Raw genomic sequence first — 17,422 nt, forward strand, 5'->3', positions numbered from 1 at the left:
AACAAATTTTTTATTACAAAAATATAATAATGTTATCAAAAATTAAAATAGTGAGATTATGATGGAAAAACTTAACGAAATAGAAAAAGTTACTAAGGCAATTAAAGAGAAAATATTGAACCACACTGGGTATATTAGAGTTATAACTCACCATGATACCGATGGGTTGAGTAGTGGAGGGATATTAGCTAAAATGCTAATGAGAACAAACAAGTTGTTTCATTTAACTGTTGTTGAGCATTTATCAAAAGAAGTTATTGAAAAATTGGCTAAAGAAAATGAGGTAAATAGGCCACTTTTTATATTTGCAGATATGGGGAGTGGGCAGATAGAAGATATAATAAAGCATGACTTTAACGCTATAATATTGGATCATCATCCTCCAGTTGTAAAAGATAGCTTTGTTAATGAAAATATCATTCAGCTAAATCCTCACATCTTTGGAATAGATGGAGCGAGGGAAATAACAGCTAGTGGAGTTTGTTATTTGGTAGCGAGAGAGTTTGGATACTATGATTTAAGCGTCTTAGCAATAGCTGGAATTATTGGGGACATGCAATACAATCCTCTTTTGGGATTAAATAAGTTTATAGTGAATGAGGCAAGGGAGTATAGATATATCAAAATAATTAGCGATATAATCTATAACATATACAACGTAGAAATTTATAAGGCAATTGCATATTGCACTAAACCATATATTCCAGAGTTAGCCTCTGAAGTAAAGGCATTTAAGTTTTTAAAAGAGATTGGCATCGATCCAAATAAAAAAGAATTAGACGAAGCTGATAGAAAAAAGCTTTTATCTGCAATAATCTTCAAATATCCAAAAATTGAAAATTTAATAATTGATAGGTATTTAATTGAGCATAAGGTTAAAGATGCGTTTTTATTGTCTGAAATGTTGAATGCAGTTGGCAGAAATGGATTGTTTGCAGTTGGTATTGGGATATGCTTAGAGGATGATGAGTGTATAAAAATTGGTAATGAGGTCTTATGGGAGTATAAAAAGAATTTAGTTAATGAGCTTAAAAATGTCAAACTAAAAAAATTAAATAATATTTATTACTTTGAAGGTAAAAAAGGAATGATTGGTGTTATTGCCTCAATATTGGTTGAGGATAAACCAGTTATTGGATACCATATTGAAGGAGATATAGCCAAGTTCTCTGCAAGAGGAAATAAAGAGCTCGTAAATAGGGGTTTAAATTTAAGTGTGGCTATGGCAGTTGCAAAAGAATTTGGTGGTAACGGAGGAGGGCATAACGTTGCCTCTGGAGCCGTAGTCCCAAAAGATAAAGTGAAAGAGTTTTTAAAGAGAGTAGATGAGATTATTGGAGAACAATTGAGCAAATAAAAAATAGATTAACTAAATTAATCGTTACTGATATTTCAACATAATAAATCAATATAAATCGTTATTTAGTTTAATAAAGACATCTCTACCATTTATATACTATTTTAAAAGATTATCGCACTTATTTAAAGTATTTAAAATGAATTCGTTCCGTTATCTTTATATGTTATTACTGAGAAAGTAAATACGATTTCAATGTCAATATGGTAGAGCAAACATAAGCTTATATAAACTTCATCTACTCTTTTGGGTGATTAAATGATAAGTATTAAAGATTTTACCGCAAAAGCTACGGAATTCTACGTAATAAAAAGGAATAGGAAAAAGGAGAAATTTGATATAAACAAATTGGCTAAATCCTTAATAAATAGTGGGGTAAATTATAACGACTTAGATCAAATAATATCTGAAGTTACCACTAAAATTTACAATGGAATATCTACTGATGAACTAAAAGACATTGTTTATAATGTTTTGAAAAAAATAGATAAAGATGTGGCTGAAAATTACAGGAGAGGGGTTATATTAAAAGTTAGAACATCAGAAAAAGAATTTGAACCGTTTAATAAAGAAAAAATAGTAAAAGCATTGATTAGAGAAGCTGGAGCAGATAAAGAAACAGCTCAAAAGATAGCTGATGAGGTAGAGAGGGAGCTAAAAAAATTGAAGGTTAAATATTTAACTGCACCAATGATTAGAGAGATTGTTAATTACAAACTAATAGAATATGGATTTGAAGATTTAAGGCATAAACACACAAGGTTGGGAATGCCCGTCTATGATATAACCAAGCTAATAAAAAGCGGTTCGAGGGAAAACGCCAATCTAATGTATAATCCAGAATCAATTCACAAATGGGTTGCTGACGAAACAATGAAACAATATGCATTATTGGCGATATTTCCAAAGCATATAGCCGATGCCCATATAAAGGGAGATATACACTTACATGATTTGGAGTATGGAGCAACAAGACCTGTTTGCTTGCAACATGATTTAAGGCCATTCTTTAAATATGGTTTAAAGGTTGATGGAACTGGGTTGCATACAAGCGTTTCAAAACCAGCAAAGCATCCTGAGGTAGCTATTCAGCATGCAGCAAAGGTAATGATGGCTTCCCAGACAAATATGAGTGGAGGGCAGAGTATAGATGAATTTAACGTTTGGCTTGCTCCTTATGTTAGAGGGTTGAGTTATGAAAGGATAAAACAGTTAATGCAGATGTTCATCTATGAATTAAATCAAATGTATGTGGCAAGAGGAGGACAGGTTATATTTAGTAGTATAAACTGCGAATTAGAAATTCCAGAGTTTTTAAAGGATAAACCAGCTGTAGTAGCAGGAACTACAAGAGGAACTTATGAAGAGTATGAGGAAGAGGCAAGATTGATTTTAGAAGCTTTAGTTGATGTGATGATGGAAGGAGATGCAATGGGAAAACCATTCCTATTTCCAAACTTTATAATTAAGTTGAGAGAAAATGCTTTTAAAGATGAAAATAAAGAACTTATGTATAAAATACACAAATTATCAGCTAAATTTGGAACTCCTTACTTTATAAACATGCTTCCTGAGTGGCAGGAAGTAAATACAAACGCAATGGGTTGTAGAACAAGATTAACATCCAATTGGACAGGAAATCCAGAAATTGATACCTTAAGAACTGGAAACATGCAATGGTATACTTTGAATTTGCCAAGAATTGCCTATGAAGCTGATGGAGATGACGATAGATTGTTTGAAATTTTAGAAGAGAGGTTAGAGTTATTAAAAGAGGCTTTATTAATAAAACATGAAATTACCTTAGAAAGGTTGTATGTAGATGGATTAATGCCATTCCTAACCCAGAAGTTTGATGGAGAGCCATATTACAGGTATGACAATACTACAAAGACATTTGGTTTTGTTGGTTTGAATGAGATGCTTAAATATCATTTAGGTGAGGAGTTGCATGATTCAAAAGAGGCAGTTAAGTTTGGTGAGAGAGTTATTGGATTCATAAGGGAATACGCGGATAAGTTGAAGGAAGAGACTGGTTTAAGATTTACTGTTACACAAACACCAGCCGAATCTACTGCAGGAAGGTTTGCAAGGCTGGATTACAAATACTACAAAAATCAGGCTGAGACTGTTGTTAGAGGAGATTTAAATGATGTTGAAACTTTATATTACACTAACTCATCCCATGTTAGGGTAGATGCTCCAATAACTTTAGGAGAAAAAGTTAAAATAGAGGAGAAGTTCCACCCTCTCTGTAATGGAGGGCATATAATGCATGTTTGGAATATCGAGAGTGCTGCAGATCCTGATGTGTTAATGAATATAACAAGGAAAATAACTAAAACAGATATTGGCTTTTGGACTTATACAAAAAATCTGAGTGTATGTAATAAATGTGGAGCTAGTGCTGGAGGGTTAAGAGATAGATGTGTAAACTGTGGCTCTGAAGATGTTGCTAAGTTTAGTAGAATAACAGGATATTTACAAAATATTTCAAACTGGAATAAAGCTAAGCAAAAAGAGTTAGAAGATAGAAGATTGCCAAAAATCTAAAATCTAACTTATTATTTTTATGAGTATATGGTAACGCTTATGATATCTTCACTAACTTTTTCTATTTTTACACCGATTATCTTTGCTTCAGAAATCGTTGTATTTCCATTTAAAGCAATATCGGAACTGCAATTTGTTATAATGTTGAATTTAACATCGTCATTACGGTAGAAACGTAAGACATTATTATTAGCTTCCCAATGTCCTGGAGGACATTTTATGTAAACAATTTTTGTGGTTCCTTCATCTGCTGCAGCTACTAAATCTATATTTTGCTTCATCTTAGATACTGCAGCATGTGCTAAACTCATAGAAGATATATCAACTGTTTTTTTTAAACCAAACATTCCTGGATAACCAACGGCAATAATAATCGCAAGTAAAACCGCTAAAAATAGTAAAGAAAATTCTAAGGATATCTGACCTTTTTTTCTAAGCATAAATATCCCCAAAATAATTATTGTTAGTTTTTCCAATAAACCACATAGCCAAATTCTAAAGGCTTATCTGAGCTTGTTGTGAATACCATTGCTGGAACATCAACTTTTGTAAATAATTCAGAGTTATCTTCAACATCCCAACCTAATTTTGGCATTAAAGGATCGTCAGGCGATAATTCAGCAGAGGTGTAAGATGTGTCTTTCATTTCATTATAATACATATTCTCATTACTCTCAGCTAATTTTTCATGTTTTTCAACCCATTTTGCATATGAATCAACCCATATATCTGTGTTGTATTCATCATATTTTAATTTTGAAAATCCATAGTAATTTTCCAAAATTATTGGAGCAGGTATTACCAAAGTTGTTGAACCACCTTCTTTTTTTTCCACATATCCAGTTACGTACAATTTAAAGTTATCAATTTCTATCCCCTCCCCAATCGCCCCTTTAAATATTTTCTTAAGATCTATTACTTTTATCTCGTTCAACACTGCTGGTTTATAAACCTCAAAACTCTCAGGTTCTTTATCATTTTCAATGTAAGATTCAAAATCTCCTTCTATCTTTATTTTAACTGTAGCATATGGGGGTATCCAAAAACCTTTAACCCCATTTAGCGTTGTAATTTCTGTTTCAGGATATACTACCCTCCAACTTCCAGTGCTAAATGTATATGACTTTGTAGTTTTTTCACCATCACCCGTGATATTCGAAGATAGTGTAATATCTACACTAGGAATTTTGTAATCAATTTTTGTTGTGTATGGTGATATTTCTAATGGCAAATCATAACTAATTTTGTCTAAAGTTCTGGGATTATTTATTATCCACAATCTATCATCCCTTATCCACATATAATTTTCATACCCATAATAGTCGATTTTGTAGTCAATTGTCTCTTCCCTATTATCACAAATTGTATATGCGTCACATTCCAACTCATCATCAGGAAACGCCACAAATATGGAGTAAGGGTAGCCATTAGTTAACTCTCCAGTGAGTTCGAATTTATATTTTATTTTAGCAAAACCTTCTACATCTTCAGGATCGATGTCATAAGCATATTTGTCATCAATAAAATTAACTTCATAACAAGTAACAGCATTAAGACTATATAATATTATTAAAATACAAATAAAGGGGGAATTAAATCTATTCATAATTACCACCGTATTTTACCACAGATATAAACAGATTTTCTGTTTTTTCTTTAGCAAGGTTCTCTACAGAGTCTTCTGGAGCACGAATCACTACCAAATATTTAATACTATTATCCAATATCTGAGTTTCTTTTTCTAACTTATACAATCTAAATCCATAGTCACCAAACATATTCACAATATCGTTATAGTCCAATCTTCCTATAACAGTCGCATGCAATACTCCTGGAAGGTTGTTTAATGAGTAATCAATATTTGAAGTTGCGGATTTATCGATTTCATTTCCATATCTCGAAACACTGCTTTCAACGTTCTTACTTTCAGAATACTTCACATCTTTTATTATTAAATAAGCTGAATCTACTATTGCTGAGGTAATTAGAGTACCATTATTTTTATTGTAAATATTTATGATATTTCCACTTTTTGGGAATTCTGGCATTTGCTCTGGCGATAAAACCACTGAAACTGCACTAAGTTCAGCTACTCTTTCAATTTTCAAGTCTTTTAGCTCGTTAATATTTGCAGTTTTTATATATCTCAAAATATAATCTCTGGTAACAAATTTCTTTTCTGATTTTAGATAGTAGTATTTGTCACCACTACTAAGGGTTCTTTCAATATTTTTTACTATGGTATTTCTCAAATCTGATTCTATATCAAGGCTATTTATGATGCTATTTATCTCATCAATACTCTCTGCTGACTCTATTTTTAATACGGCATTTTGAGCATTTAAGCTCTGAATGTAATAATCTCCATAAGTATTTTTAATACTGTTAATAACTTCCTCCTTGTATGTTTTTAATTTTATGTACTCGTGAGCACTATCTAAAATTTTATCTATTTCTTCAGAACTCGTTGCACTATTTATTTTTGAAATATAAAGGAGTTTTTCTTTGTCGTTTGGATAATCTTTGAATAACTCGTTAATCGTATTTTTAGCATTGGCTTTTTTGTCTTCCAATAATTTTTTCTGCAATTCATACTCTTTTATCTTTTGCAATTGCATGTCTTTGTATATGTTGTACAATAAAAATCCGGAAGCTACAGTCAAAATTGCAATCAACACAATCAACATAGCTCGTTTAAATTTCATTGTTTCTCCAATGGTTTTTTTACTTTTTTGTTTTAACGATTTAATTTTTGAAGCATCCACCATATAATCACCTTAATTGATAATAAAGAACAAATTTTAAGGGTTTATTATTATGTTGTATTTGTCTTTATTTGTATTTGTGGTGTTGTAGATATAGCCTATAACAAAATTTTTTATCTCTTGAGTAATATAAGGCTTTGGAGAAAGGTAGATATATATAGTTTTTTTATCGTCTGACCACGAAATTCCCCCATATATTATAGTTATATTTGGATTCATTCCATTGTATCCAGAATTTGCCAAAATTATGGCATTTTTTGCTGCATTTTCTACATCATTTATAACTAGATCATCTTCCGATAGATTCTGTGAGAGATAGAGACTAATTGTCACGAGGGATGTTAAAAGTATTGCAAAGAATAAAAATGAGAATTCTAAAGATATTTGAGCTTTTTTTAAACCTATTAGTTTAGTCTTAAGTTTCATAACAATCACATTTTATATTATAGAGAATGATATCAACATCAATGTTATCAAATAACCAACAACAACAAATGGAACAAACGGATATGTCTTTATAACATTTAAACTATCAGGAATTTTCCCCTCCCTGTGAAGTCTTTTTATTTTTTCGATATCTTCTTTGGAAAGCCCTTCACCATCGGTTAATATTATTTCTTTTTCATCTTTTTTAATTTCATGTTCTAATAGAAATTTTATCCTTTTCATAATATTTAAATTTTTTACTTCAACATTATTATCCTTACCTATAATTATTACATCCCTTAGAATATCCCCCTCCTCTAACTCTTCAACAGATTTTTTATCTGAGGTTTCCACTCCCGTAAGGGCGTAAATCACTACAGATATTAGTATTATCTCGCAAAGGTATATTATTGAGGTTACCAATATATTGTAATTAATAAAGTAAGATGTATCAAAGATATAAAGGAATATCAAATAAACTGGGAAGAGATACCCTAATTTTTTTGTATAATCCTTATACTTTGGAAACTTTCTTGAAATAAATATGGAAATTATAATATAAGTCCACACAACTATTGAAGCGTATGGAATTTTGTAGATATTTATGAAATAGTATAAAATGCCAATAATCATAGTTAAATAACATGCTGAAGGTAGTATATCTCTCCAATACCTGATTAAAATCTTAAACATTGGAAAAATTGCAGCAATAAACATACTTATTGCTATTAAGTAAAGGATGTATTTTGGAATATAAAATACAAAAGAATTTGGATATGCAAAAATAGGAGCTAAGGCTGTGAATAGCTTAACATCTCCTCCCCCCATCCCTATACTTAATATTAAGCATAAAATAAAAGTGGAGAAGAATGCAACAATAGCATCAAATCCAAAATAATAATAGCCAACAGCTAAATTCATTATAATCATGGCGATTGTATATTTATGTGGAATAATCCTCTCTCCAATATCCGTGATAGATGCCAAAATAAGTAAAATAAAATTAACAATATAAACTATGCCCAATAAATCCACAATTTCACCTATTTGGATACTTATCTTTAACTTTTTCCTTTATTTCTAACATCAACTCATGATTATCCAAAAATTCTATAGCCTCATCAATACTTTTGTCTTTAGTTAATTCCAAAATCTCTTTTAAAATTTCAGTTGCCACTTCTTCCCTATGAACCCAAAAACAATTCATACAACTCCAAACTTTAGTTCCATCTTTTCTTTCAACATACTCCCCTAACTCCTCATCCTCACATGGATAAAAAGGGCAAAAACACCATAAGCAAACTTGACCATCAAAATGGCATGGATAATATTCACAATTTCTATTTGCTCCACAAACTTCTAAAACCTTCTTTAAGTGGTTTTTGGCGAGTTCAATCATAAACAACACCTTTAAATAGAGATAATTATTATTTTATCTTTTAAGATGTATTTAAAAGTTTAGGAGGGACTTTGATGGAAAGGTTGATAAAACTTGCAGAGCAGATAAAAGATGAAGAATTAAGAAGAAAGGTTATTGAATTTCTAAAAAATCCCAAAGCAACACATCCTGGGGTTGTAGATACAGGGATTAGTGTTGAAGAGTCTCCAGCAAGTATAAATTGGCATCATAGATATGAGGGTGGGCTAATAGAGCATACGCTATCTGTAACAAAAATTTCCCTAAAAATGGCTGATGTTTTAGAGGAAGTTTATGGGGTTAAGGTTAACAGAGATTATATAATTGCTGGAGCTCTATTACACGATATAATGAAACCATACAACTATATAAGAAAAGAGGATGGTACTTTTGATCACTACGATATGTTTAATTTAGACCATTTAACATTAGCTGTTGCTGAACTCTACAAAAGAGAGTTTCCAATTGAAGTTATTAAAATAGTAGCCTCACACCATGGAGAACACTCCCCAACAAGACCAAACTCTATAGAGGCATATATAGTGCATTATGCAGATGAAGCAGATTCAAAAATTAACGACGTTGCCGTTAGGGTTTGCCAGGCAAGAAGTAGGGATTTAGGAGTTTCTGAACAGGAGATTTATAAAGCAGTTAATCCCCTAAAGGTTTATGAAGTGAGAAGCAGGGAAGGGAAGCTAAAAACCATAGAATTTTTAAAAGATATTTTAAAGTCAATTGGTATTATTGATGAAGATGAGAAAAAAGAAGAAAACAAAGAAATTTAATGAATTTATATTTAATTTTACTAATTAAATCGCCTAAAATAAAAATGAAACTTTTGTTTTGTGATTAAATAAAATCGCATATTAATTTACACCTCCTCGCTACGCTCGGAGGTGTTAGCTTTGATAAAATGGAAAGCTCTGCTTTCCAGCTATGAAAATCACTGATTTCCATTAAACTTTCTTAAAGTTTCAAATGGAGCCTCGGGCGGGGTTTGAACCCGCGACCTCCTGCTTACCAAGCAGGCGCTCCGCCAGGCTGAGCTACCGAGGCACTTTCCATAGTTAAATTACCATCTCCTATATATAAACATTACGCCGAAAAATATATATACCCCTTATTATTATTTACTAAATTGCTTACGTTTGATGTAGCCCGGTGGTGTAGTGGCCTATCATCCGGGGCTTTGGACCCCGGGACCGCGGTTCGAATCCGCGCCGGGCTACCATTTTATATTATAGCAACATATATTTATTAATTTAAATGTATGGTGAAAAAGTGAAAGTAGCTATTTTGAGTGATGGAGCTTATGGGGAAAGAGCTTACAAAACAATTAAATCAAAATTCCCCTGCGAGTTTATAGTAGTTAAATACCATGGAGATTTTGATGAAATAACAATAAGCGAAGAAATACTTAAAAATTTAAAAAATTATAATCTATTTTTATGCTATACCTTAAACCCTGATTTAACTTATGAACTCGTTAAAAAGATAAAAGAGCTTAACAGTAAAGCCTTTATACTTATTGGAGCATGGAAAGGAGAAGGATTCAAAAAACAGTTGGAAAGTTTTGGAAATGCCTTCTGCCCACATATAATGTGTGATATTGATGAAAATGAATTGAAAGATTATTTAAATAAATATCCTCAACTAAAGAAATTTTTAAAATACTTTGGAAAGCCAAAGGTTAAACTTTACATTAAAAATAAAAAAATTAAAAATATTGAGGTTTTTAGGGAAGCTCCGTGTGGTTCAACATCTGAAACATTAAAAGAGTTCATTGGAAAAGAATTTAATGATAAAACTCTAACAGATATTGGTTTGAGAGTTCAACACTTTTGCAGGGCTGGAAAAATAAGGATTTTTGTAGAAAAGGAAGGAAAGAAAACAAAAGCTGGAAGGATTTTAGTTAATGGTATTCAAATAGTCAATGAAACTTTTTGAAAAAGTTTCATCAAACTAATTTTCCCCAGGCTTTATTAAAGGCTGTCATAGTAATTCAAATTTGATATTATGCCCAAATAAGAACAATAAAGCTGAAGCTGTTATTTTTTTACTTTTGTTATTGTATTTTTTTCCACATATTTCAATTTCGAATTTTCTATTGTCCAATATCTCAATTTCATAATACTTATTTTCAAAATGTTTGAAGATAGCATCTTCCAATGGATTGAATTTTTTTAAGTCTTTTAAATCGCTCAACTGCTTAACAATGAATCCAGTATATCCGTGCAAGGAATTTATAACTCTCAAAAGCCTTATATCATCGTCCATAACCTTTTCATCCAATTCAAGTTTGTTTTTAGTCTCTTCAACAATATTATAAATTTTATTTTTACTCTTCAAATTCTCAATGATTTTCCTCCAATTATTTTCCTTTTCAAGTTTTTTTGTAGATATTCTCTTATCTTTTTCTTTAATAGCTTTTATTAATCTCCTTCTCCAACTTTTACCAATATAATTTAAATTTAAATTCTTTCCCAATACATAATCCATCAAAAACCCTCTATCCTCTTTTGAATAATTTTCAATAATCTCTCTAATGTTTTCATCCTTTGGTTTTATGTAGATGTGGTAACCTCTATTCCCACTAAACACAATCCTTAAATCTTCCTCATCTAAACCAAAATCTGGAATTAAGAATTCTTCAATTAAATAAATAGTTTGTTTTTTTGCTTCTTCTAAACAATGTTCACAAATCCAATCCTCATCATGCTTACATTTTGTTGTTTTATGCACATCTATATCAAATGCCAACTCTCTCCTAAAAATGCCTTTTTTAGAAGCTCCTCCAGATTTGTTTGGGTAGAGCATATAAGCTAAGGACTTATAGAGATGCATTGGAGCGTTTTTTAATACCCAATCTTTATACTCTCTCTCATTTTTAAAAGAAAGATTTCTATTATCAACTTTTTTTAAATATCCATATCCAAATTCTCTATATTCAATACCTTCAGGAACCTCAAGGATATCGTTTTTTATTGCAAAGTTGTAATATTCTTTGTATAATTTTTGAACCTCGGCAAAAGTATTCATATCCCTACCCTCAACTTTTAGTATTCATAGAAATTATATTCAGGCTATAAAATTTTTCTGGTGAAAATGATGATTTTGGGCATAGATATTGGTGGAGCAAATACAAAAATTACAGAGATTGATGGAGATAATTACAAAATACATCACATATATTTCCCTATGTGGAAGAAAAAGGATGAATTAGAGGATTTATTAAAAAATTATGCTGATAATGTTGATTACGTTGCCTTAGTTATGACTGCAGAATTGGCGGACTGCTATAAAACAAAAAAAGAAGGAGTTGAGGATATAATAAATAAAGTTGAAAACGCCTTTAACTGCCCAATATATGTGTTCGATGTTAATGGAAACTTTTTAACATCAGAGGAAGCTAAAAAGAATTATTTGGATGTTTCAGCATCAAATTGGAATGCCACAGCTAAATTTGTTTCAGAATTTATAAAAGATAGCTGTATTTTGGTTGATATGGGCTCTACAACAACTGACATAATTCCAATAAAAAATAAAAATATTTTAGCTGAAAAAACTGATTTAGATAGATTGATGAATAACCAGCTGGTTTATGTAGGAACTTTAAGAACTCCAGTTAGTTTTTTAACAAATAAAATAGATTTTAGAGGAAAATTAACTAATTTATCTTCAGAGTATTTTGCCATTACAGCAGATATTTCAATAGTGTTAAATAAAATTAAAGAAGAAGATTACAGCTGTGACACTCCAGACAATGCTGGAAAAGATTTTGAAAGCTGTTTAACAAGATTGGCAAGGGTTTTATGTGCTGATAGAGAAATTGTTAAAGATGATGAGCTAATAGATTTCGCAAATAAACTTTACAATAAGCTTTTAGAGTTAATTAGGGAAAATGTTGACGCCATTTCAAATAAATACAATTTAAACGATGTTGTTATAACTGGTTTAGGAGAGGAGATTTTAAAAGATGCTTTAAACGGATATAACATAATATCAATAAAAGATATTTATGGAAAAGATGTTTCTTTAGCAACGCCAAGTTTTGCTGTAGCCAAATTATTACAAAAACAATTGAATATTATTAAAAAATAAATTATTTATTGTTTTTTCATTCCAAAGAAGTTAATCATCCCAATCAACTCTTCAAATGCTTCAATTTCAAATTTTAATGCCTCCTCTTTCGTATAAATCCCACTAACCTCTCCATCCAAAGTTAACTGCTCAACTCCTCTAACCACTATCCTATCTACCCCATCCCTACTTAAAATCTCTTCAGCAACTTTATCATGCACAAACGCCTTTGGAGGGATAAATACTGTTTCTTTAACGTTCTTTAAATCCAATTTCTCTAAATCTTTAGCAGTTATTAAATCTGCAATATCTTTATTTACTTTAACAACATTTACCGACGTTTCATCAAAAATTTTCTTTAAAAAAGGATAAGCTACATTTCCAGTAATTATAGTTGCCTCCCCATTTATTTTATCTTTTAATCTCTCTAAAATATTTTTATTTTCCTCTTTAGCTAGTGCAAATGGAGTTCCTGCTACGGGATCGTGTAAAGGTGTTCCAGTAACTCTTACGTAATCTCCAAACTCATTATGAATCTCATCAACTATATTTTTGAATTCTTCAACTGAATGTGTTTTTATTCCTTCAATTATAGGAGTGTTTCCTAAAATTAGCCCCTGCTCCTCGCTATTTGCAAACCTCATTAATATAACTGCCTTAGCTCCCCAATCAACCAAATCAGAAACTGTCTTTTTTAATTTTTCACCATCATTCACTCCCGGAATGACAATTATTGCACAATGAACCTCACAATTTTCACAGAAATATTCTAAGCATTTTAAAGCAGTTTCAGCATTTTTATCATTCATCCATTCCTTTCTAAGCTTAGGATCGGTCGAAAAAACTGAAAATGTAACCTCATCAACACCATAATCAACCAAATTTTTTGCAACCTCTACATTATCAAATCCCTTTCCTGAAGTGTAGCCAAGGTGAATCTTTAATCCCATGTTACTTATATTCCTACATAATTCTTCCAATTGGGGGTAACAGCTAACATCTCCTCCAGCGGTGATATTCACCTTGTTATATCTTTTAAATAATAAACTACTCTGCAGTTCCATTAATGCCAATGGCAATGGAATGAAATCCCCATTTATTTCTCTAACTGAGTATGTACAGTAGTCACAACCAACTGTAAATTGGCAATATCTGCAACCAAATGGTGTAGGGCTTTTTTTATCAACTTTTCTAAAATAGCAGAATTTACAATATCCATTACAATTAATTCCCGGCTCTCCTTTTAAATCTATTAATAAATTGGCCTCTTTCATAACTTCACACCATATTTATAATTTTTATTAAAAATTTTCAAATAGAAAACTTAATATCTAAACAATTCTGCAACAACTAAGGTATAAATTAATTTCTAAAACTTTCTTGTAAATTCCAAATCTACTCCATATATAAACCTTACGATTTTATTCAAATGAAAAACTGGATATATATAAAAATGCAATAACTAATATCGAACCAATATGTGGGAGTGATTCCTATGGCAAAGTATACAGACACAATAAACTTGTACGACGAAAAAGGTAACTTAGTAGAAGAAAATGTTCCATTAGAGGCTGTTAGCCCATTGTACAACCCAACAATCCAGAAGTTAGTAAAAGACGTTAAGAGAACAGTAGCAGTTAACTTAGCAGGTATAGAAAACGCTTTAAGAACTGGGCAAGTTGGTGGAAAAGGTTGCATGATTAAAGGAAGAGAGTTAGATTTACCAATTGTTGAAAACGCTGAAACAATTGCTGAATACGTTGAAAAAGTTGTTAGAGTTTCAGAAGATGACGACACATCAATTAAATTAATCAACGACGGAAAGCAAATGGCTGTCCAAATTCCAACAAGAAGATTAGATGTTGCAGCAGAATACTCTGTCTCTGTTTTAGTTACAGGTCAGGCATTAAAAGAAGCTATTATCAGAACATTTGATGTTGACATGTTCGATGCTCCAATGGTTCATGCAGCTGTTTTAGGTGGATATCCACACGAAGTTACAATGAAAGGTTCAAACATTGCTGCTTTATTAGGTAGCCCATTATCATTAGAAGGTCCAGGATACGCTTTAAGAAACATTATGGCAAACCACTTTGCTGCATGTACAAAGAAAAATGTTATGAACGCAGTTGCATTCGCTTCAATTATGGAACAAACAGCAATGTTTGAAATGGGAGATGCTGTCGGGTTATTTGAAAGACTACACTTGTTAGGTTTAGCATATGAAGGATTAAACGCAGACAATTTGGTAATTGACTTAGTAAAAGCAAACGGTAAGAATGGAACTGTTGGTACAGTAGTAGCTTCAGTTGTTGAAAGAGCTTTAGAAGATGGAGTCATCAAAGAAGATAAGAAATTACCATCAGGATTCACATTATACAAACCAGTTGACGTTGCTAAGTGGAACGCTTACGCAGCTGCTGGTTTAGTTGCTGCAGTTATCGTTAACGTAGGGGCTGCAAGAGCTGCACAAGGTGTCGCATCAACAATCTTATACTACAACGACATCTTAGAGTACGAAACTGGATTACCAGGAGTTGACTTCGGTAGAGCAGAAGGTACAGCAGTTGGTTTCTCATTCTTCAGCCACTCAATCTATGGAGGAGGGGGGCCGGGTATCTTCAACGGAAACCACATCGTTACAAGACACTCAAAAGGATTCGCTATCCCACCAGTTGCAGCTGCAATGTGTTTAGATGCTGGAACCCAGATGTTCTCAGTTGAGAAGACATCAGCATTAGTCGGAACTGTGTATAGTGCAATTGATGAATTCAGAGAACCATTGAAGTATGTCATACAAGGAGCATTAGAAGTTAAAGACAAAATCTAAATTATGTGATTGTAATGATTGAAGTTGAAGTCTTCCCACATAGATATTTGAAAGCTTCTACAACCGAAAAATTCCTCAACAAAATATATGACCTAAAGACCGTGGAGAGAGTTGTAATCCACGGTCAGCCCCTCCCCAAAGTTATCACTTATGGACCGGCAAGAGGTCTGCCAGTAAACCACACAGAGAGGAAAATAATACATGTTAAAGGAGTTCCAATGGAGCTAACAGTGATGGCAGGGAGATTCTGGATAACCCTCAGTGATGATAGTGAGTTAGATAAATTAGATGCCATATGCAAAGAAATGTTTCCATTTGGATACAACTTAAAAGTTGGTAAATTCCTAAAAGATAGGCCAACAGTTACTGATTACCTAAAATATGGGGAAGATGGGGTCTTCCTAATAAATGAAATGGATAGAAGATTAATAGGGATGGTTGATCCAAGAAGTAGAATGGCAAACTCCCTTACAGTTGTAGAAAAAGAAGAAAAAGATGAGTAATATGCCAGTAGGAAGAAGAGAGCAAATCGTTGATTGTAGGTCAGTAATGGGATTAGGAGAAGGAGGAGGATTAGCACAGAGAGGGACGTTTGCAGAGGCTTTGAGGAATGATGTAGTAGTAGTAGCGATGTCACCAGGAAGGAGGCACATAACAAAACCCGTATGTGAAATAACCTATGGAATAAGAGAAGCAGGGATTCAAACAAGCGTTCTTGTATTAAATGCTGGGTCAGGAATTCCACACGATGCTCCAAGAGGAGCTTTAGGATCCACCTTTGGTATCAAGCCAGAAGAGGCTGAACAAATAAATAGGCACAAACTTTGTGTTGTACATTTCGGAAACGTTATTAGCCATATCGTCTATAAAGCTGAGCTCCTCTTAAAATATGTAAAAATTCCAACAATCATTGTCTGTCAAGCTCCTGTAGACATGGAGGATCTTGCCAAATATGGAATAAAGACAAGAAACGTTATGCCTTTGGAGCCTAAAACTGAAGGAATGGTTGTTGATATTGTAACAGGAGTGATTAGAGGAGAATCATGTCCTCAAAGTAAAATTGATGAGATAATAAGAAAAATAAAACTTCACTTAAACTCAAATTGAGGTGATTGTATGGCATACAAGCCACAGTTCTACCCAGGTCAGACAAAAATTGCCCAAAATAGAAGAGACCACATGAACCCAGATGTTCAGTTGGAAAAGTTAAGAGACATCCCAGATGATGATGTCGTTAAAATAATGGGACACAGACAACCAGGAGAAGATTACAAGACAGTTCACCCACCATTAGAAGAAATGGACTTACCAGAAGACTACGTAAGAGATTTAGTTGAGCCAATTAACGGAGCTAAAGAAGGACACAGAATTAGATACATCCAGTTTGCTGACTCAATGTACTTCGCTCCAGCTCAGCCATACGATAGAGCAAGAACATACATGTGGAGATTTAGAGGAGTAGATACTGGAACATTATCAGGAAGACAAGTTATCGAGATGAGAGAAAGTGACTTAGAAGCATTATCAAAGAACTTCTTGCTCGATACAGCATTCTTTGACCCAGCAAGAGTTGGTATCAGAGGGGCTACCGTTCACGGGCACTCATTAAGATTGGATGAAAACGGTTTAATGTTTGACGCATTGCAGAGATACGTCTATGACGAAAAAACAGGACACGTCGTTTACGTTAAAGACCAGGTTGGAAGACCATTAGACGAGCCAGTAGACGTTGGAGAACCATTGCCAGAAGAAAAATTAAAAGAAATCACAACAATCTACAGAATTGACGGAGTTCCAATGAGAGAAGACGAAGAGTTATTAACAGTCGTTAAGAGAATCCACAGAGCAAGAACATTAGGTGGATTCTTACCAGTTGAAGATGTCTTTGAGAAACTCTAAATGGGCTAAGCCTTAAACCTTAAAACTCTTTCCAACAACCTGCTGCTATCAAATTAAAACTTAAAATAAACAAAAATAAAACGTCCTCACAGAGG

The 17,422-nt window shown here is 32.6% G+C and carries 17 protein-coding genes and 2 tRNA genes; 10 read left to right on the forward strand and 9 right to left on the reverse strand.

The features are described from left to right. The first annotated feature begins 58 nt into the window (after nt 1-58). Both MEFER_RS04680 and nrdD read left to right on the forward strand, forming a co-directional pair. Nucleotides 59-1,357, forward strand: a complete 1,299-nt coding sequence (locus MEFER_RS04680) for a single-stranded-DNA-specific exonuclease RecJ (protein ID WP_048056328.1) — start codon at nt 59-61, stop codon at nt 1,355-1,357. Nucleotides 1,358-1,615: 258 nt separating this feature from the next. Then, a complete protein-coding gene (gene nrdD, locus MEFER_RS04685) occupies nt 1,616-3,910 on the forward strand; it encodes an anaerobic ribonucleoside-triphosphate reductase (RefSeq protein ID WP_015791477.1) in 2,295 nt (764 codons plus the stop codon). Between the two features lie 17 nt (nt 3,911-3,927). On the opposite strand, the gene MEFER_RS04690 is transcribed toward nrdD, so the two are convergent. Genes MEFER_RS04690 through MEFER_RS04715 form a run of 6 tightly spaced genes read right to left on the reverse strand, consistent with a single transcriptional unit; the run spans nt 3,928 to nt 8,500 of the window. Then, complete coding sequence (locus tag MEFER_RS04690) at nt 3,928-4,386, reverse strand: class III signal peptide-containing protein (protein WP_245527774.1); 459 nt, start codon at nt 4,384-4,386, stop codon at nt 3,928-3,930. Continuing rightward, on the reverse strand, nt 4,374-5,516 hold the full coding sequence (locus MEFER_RS08195) for a hypothetical protein (RefSeq protein ID WP_015791479.1): 1,143 nt from the start codon (nt 5,514-5,516) through the stop codon (nt 4,374-4,376). Before MEFER_RS08195 ends, MEFER_RS04690 begins: the two co-directional genes overlap by 13 nt. After that, on the reverse strand, nt 5,509-6,678 hold the full coding sequence (locus MEFER_RS04700; RefSeq protein ID WP_015791480.1) for a DUF515 domain-containing protein: 1,170 nt from the start codon (nt 6,676-6,678) through the stop codon (nt 5,509-5,511). Before MEFER_RS04700 ends, MEFER_RS08195 begins: the two co-directional genes overlap by 8 nt. Nucleotides 6,679-6,711: 33 nt before the next feature. Beyond that, a complete protein-coding gene (locus tag MEFER_RS04705) occupies nt 6,712-7,101 on the reverse strand; it encodes a class III signal peptide-containing protein (RefSeq protein ID WP_015791481.1) in 390 nt (129 codons plus the stop codon). Between the two features lie 12 nt (nt 7,102-7,113). Further along, nucleotides 7,114-8,136, reverse strand: coding sequence for an A24 family peptidase C-terminal domain-containing protein (locus MEFER_RS04710; RefSeq protein ID WP_015791482.1), 1,023 nt, complete (start codon nt 8,134-8,136; stop codon nt 7,114-7,116). Between the two features lie 4 nt (nt 8,137-8,140). After that, a complete protein-coding gene (locus MEFER_RS04715) occupies nt 8,141-8,500 on the reverse strand; it encodes a cysteine-rich small domain-containing protein (protein ID WP_015791483.1) in 360 nt (119 codons plus the stop codon). Between the two features lie 74 nt (nt 8,501-8,574). Here MEFER_RS04715 and mptB point away from each other — a divergent pair, with 74 nt between their 5' ends. Then, the gene (mptB, locus tag MEFER_RS04720) at nt 8,575-9,303 is read left to right on the forward strand and encodes a dihydroneopterin 2',3'-cyclic phosphate phosphodiesterase (RefSeq protein WP_015791484.1); all 729 of its coding nucleotides are present in this window, start codon (nt 8,575-8,577) and stop codon (nt 9,301-9,303) included. 194 nt (nt 9,304-9,497) lie between these two features. On the opposite strand, the gene MEFER_RS04725 is transcribed toward mptB, so the two are convergent. Beyond that, nucleotides 9,498-9,574 (reverse strand) — tRNA-Thr (locus tag MEFER_RS04725). 99 nt (nt 9,575-9,673) lie between these two features. Here MEFER_RS04725 and MEFER_RS04730 point away from each other — a divergent pair. Continuing rightward, nucleotides 9,674-9,749 (forward strand) — tRNA-Gln (locus MEFER_RS04730). Between the two features lie 50 nt (nt 9,750-9,799). Further along, nucleotides 9,800-10,465 (forward strand): DUF166 domain-containing protein, encoded by a 666-nt coding sequence (locus MEFER_RS04735; protein ID WP_048056329.1) that lies wholly within the window; start codon nt 9,800-9,802, stop codon nt 10,463-10,465. A gap of 45 nt (nt 10,466-10,510) precedes the next feature. Here the strand turns inward: MEFER_RS04735 and priS are convergent, their stop codons facing one another. After that, nucleotides 10,511-11,557, reverse strand: a complete 1,047-nt coding sequence (priS, locus tag MEFER_RS04740) for a DNA primase catalytic subunit PriS (RefSeq protein ID WP_015791486.1) — start codon at nt 11,555-11,557, stop codon at nt 10,511-10,513. Nucleotides 11,558-11,626: 69 nt separating this feature from the next. On the opposite strand from priS, the gene mfnF reads away from it, so the two are divergent. Further along, nucleotides 11,627-12,619 (forward strand): (4-{4-[2-(gamma-L-glutamylamino)ethyl]phenoxymethyl}furan-2-yl)methanamine synthase, encoded by a 993-nt coding sequence (gene mfnF, locus MEFER_RS04745; RefSeq protein ID WP_211204163.1) that lies wholly within the window; start codon nt 11,627-11,629, stop codon nt 12,617-12,619. Between the two features lie 5 nt (nt 12,620-12,624). Here the strand turns inward: mfnF and mmp10 are convergent, their stop codons facing one another. Continuing rightward, the gene (mmp10, locus tag MEFER_RS04750) at nt 12,625-13,872 is read right to left on the reverse strand and encodes a methyl coenzyme M reductase-arginine methyltransferase Mmp10 (RefSeq protein ID WP_015791488.1); all 1,248 of its coding nucleotides are present in this window, start codon (nt 13,870-13,872) and stop codon (nt 12,625-12,627) included. A 221-nt stretch (nt 13,873-14,093) separates the two neighbouring features. Between mmp10 and mcrB the strand changes: the two genes are divergently transcribed. The 4 genes from mcrB to mcrG are packed head-to-tail and all read left to right on the forward strand — an operon-like array spanning nt 14,094 to nt 17,327. After that, the gene (gene mcrB, locus MEFER_RS04755) at nt 14,094-15,428 is read left to right on the forward strand and encodes a coenzyme-B sulfoethylthiotransferase subunit beta (protein WP_015791489.1); all 1,335 of its coding nucleotides are present in this window, start codon (nt 14,094-14,096) and stop codon (nt 15,426-15,428) included. Between the two features lie 14 nt (nt 15,429-15,442). Then, nucleotides 15,443-15,931, forward strand: a complete 489-nt coding sequence (gene mcrD, locus MEFER_RS04760; protein WP_015791490.1) for a methyl-coenzyme M reductase operon protein D — start codon at nt 15,443-15,445, stop codon at nt 15,929-15,931. A gap of 1 nt (nt 15,932) precedes the next feature. Beyond that, entirely contained in the window at nt 15,933-16,535 is a 603-nt protein-coding gene (gene mcrC, locus MEFER_RS04765; RefSeq protein WP_015791491.1) for a methyl-coenzyme M reductase I operon protein C, read from the forward strand. Nucleotides 16,536-16,544: 9 nt separating this feature from the next. Then, nucleotides 16,545-17,327 carry a coenzyme-B sulfoethylthiotransferase subunit gamma gene (mcrG, locus tag MEFER_RS04770; protein ID WP_015791492.1) on the forward strand — a complete coding sequence of 261 codons (783 nt, stop codon included), beginning with the start codon at nt 16,545-16,547 and terminating at the stop codon, nt 17,325-17,327. Nucleotides 17,328-17,422 lie beyond the last annotated feature (95 nt).

Origin of the sequence: Methanocaldococcus fervens AG86, from assembly GCF_000023985.1 — an archaeon.
GTDB lineage: Archaea > AGJL01 > Methanococci > Methanococcales > Methanocaldococcaceae > Methanocaldococcus > Methanocaldococcus fervens.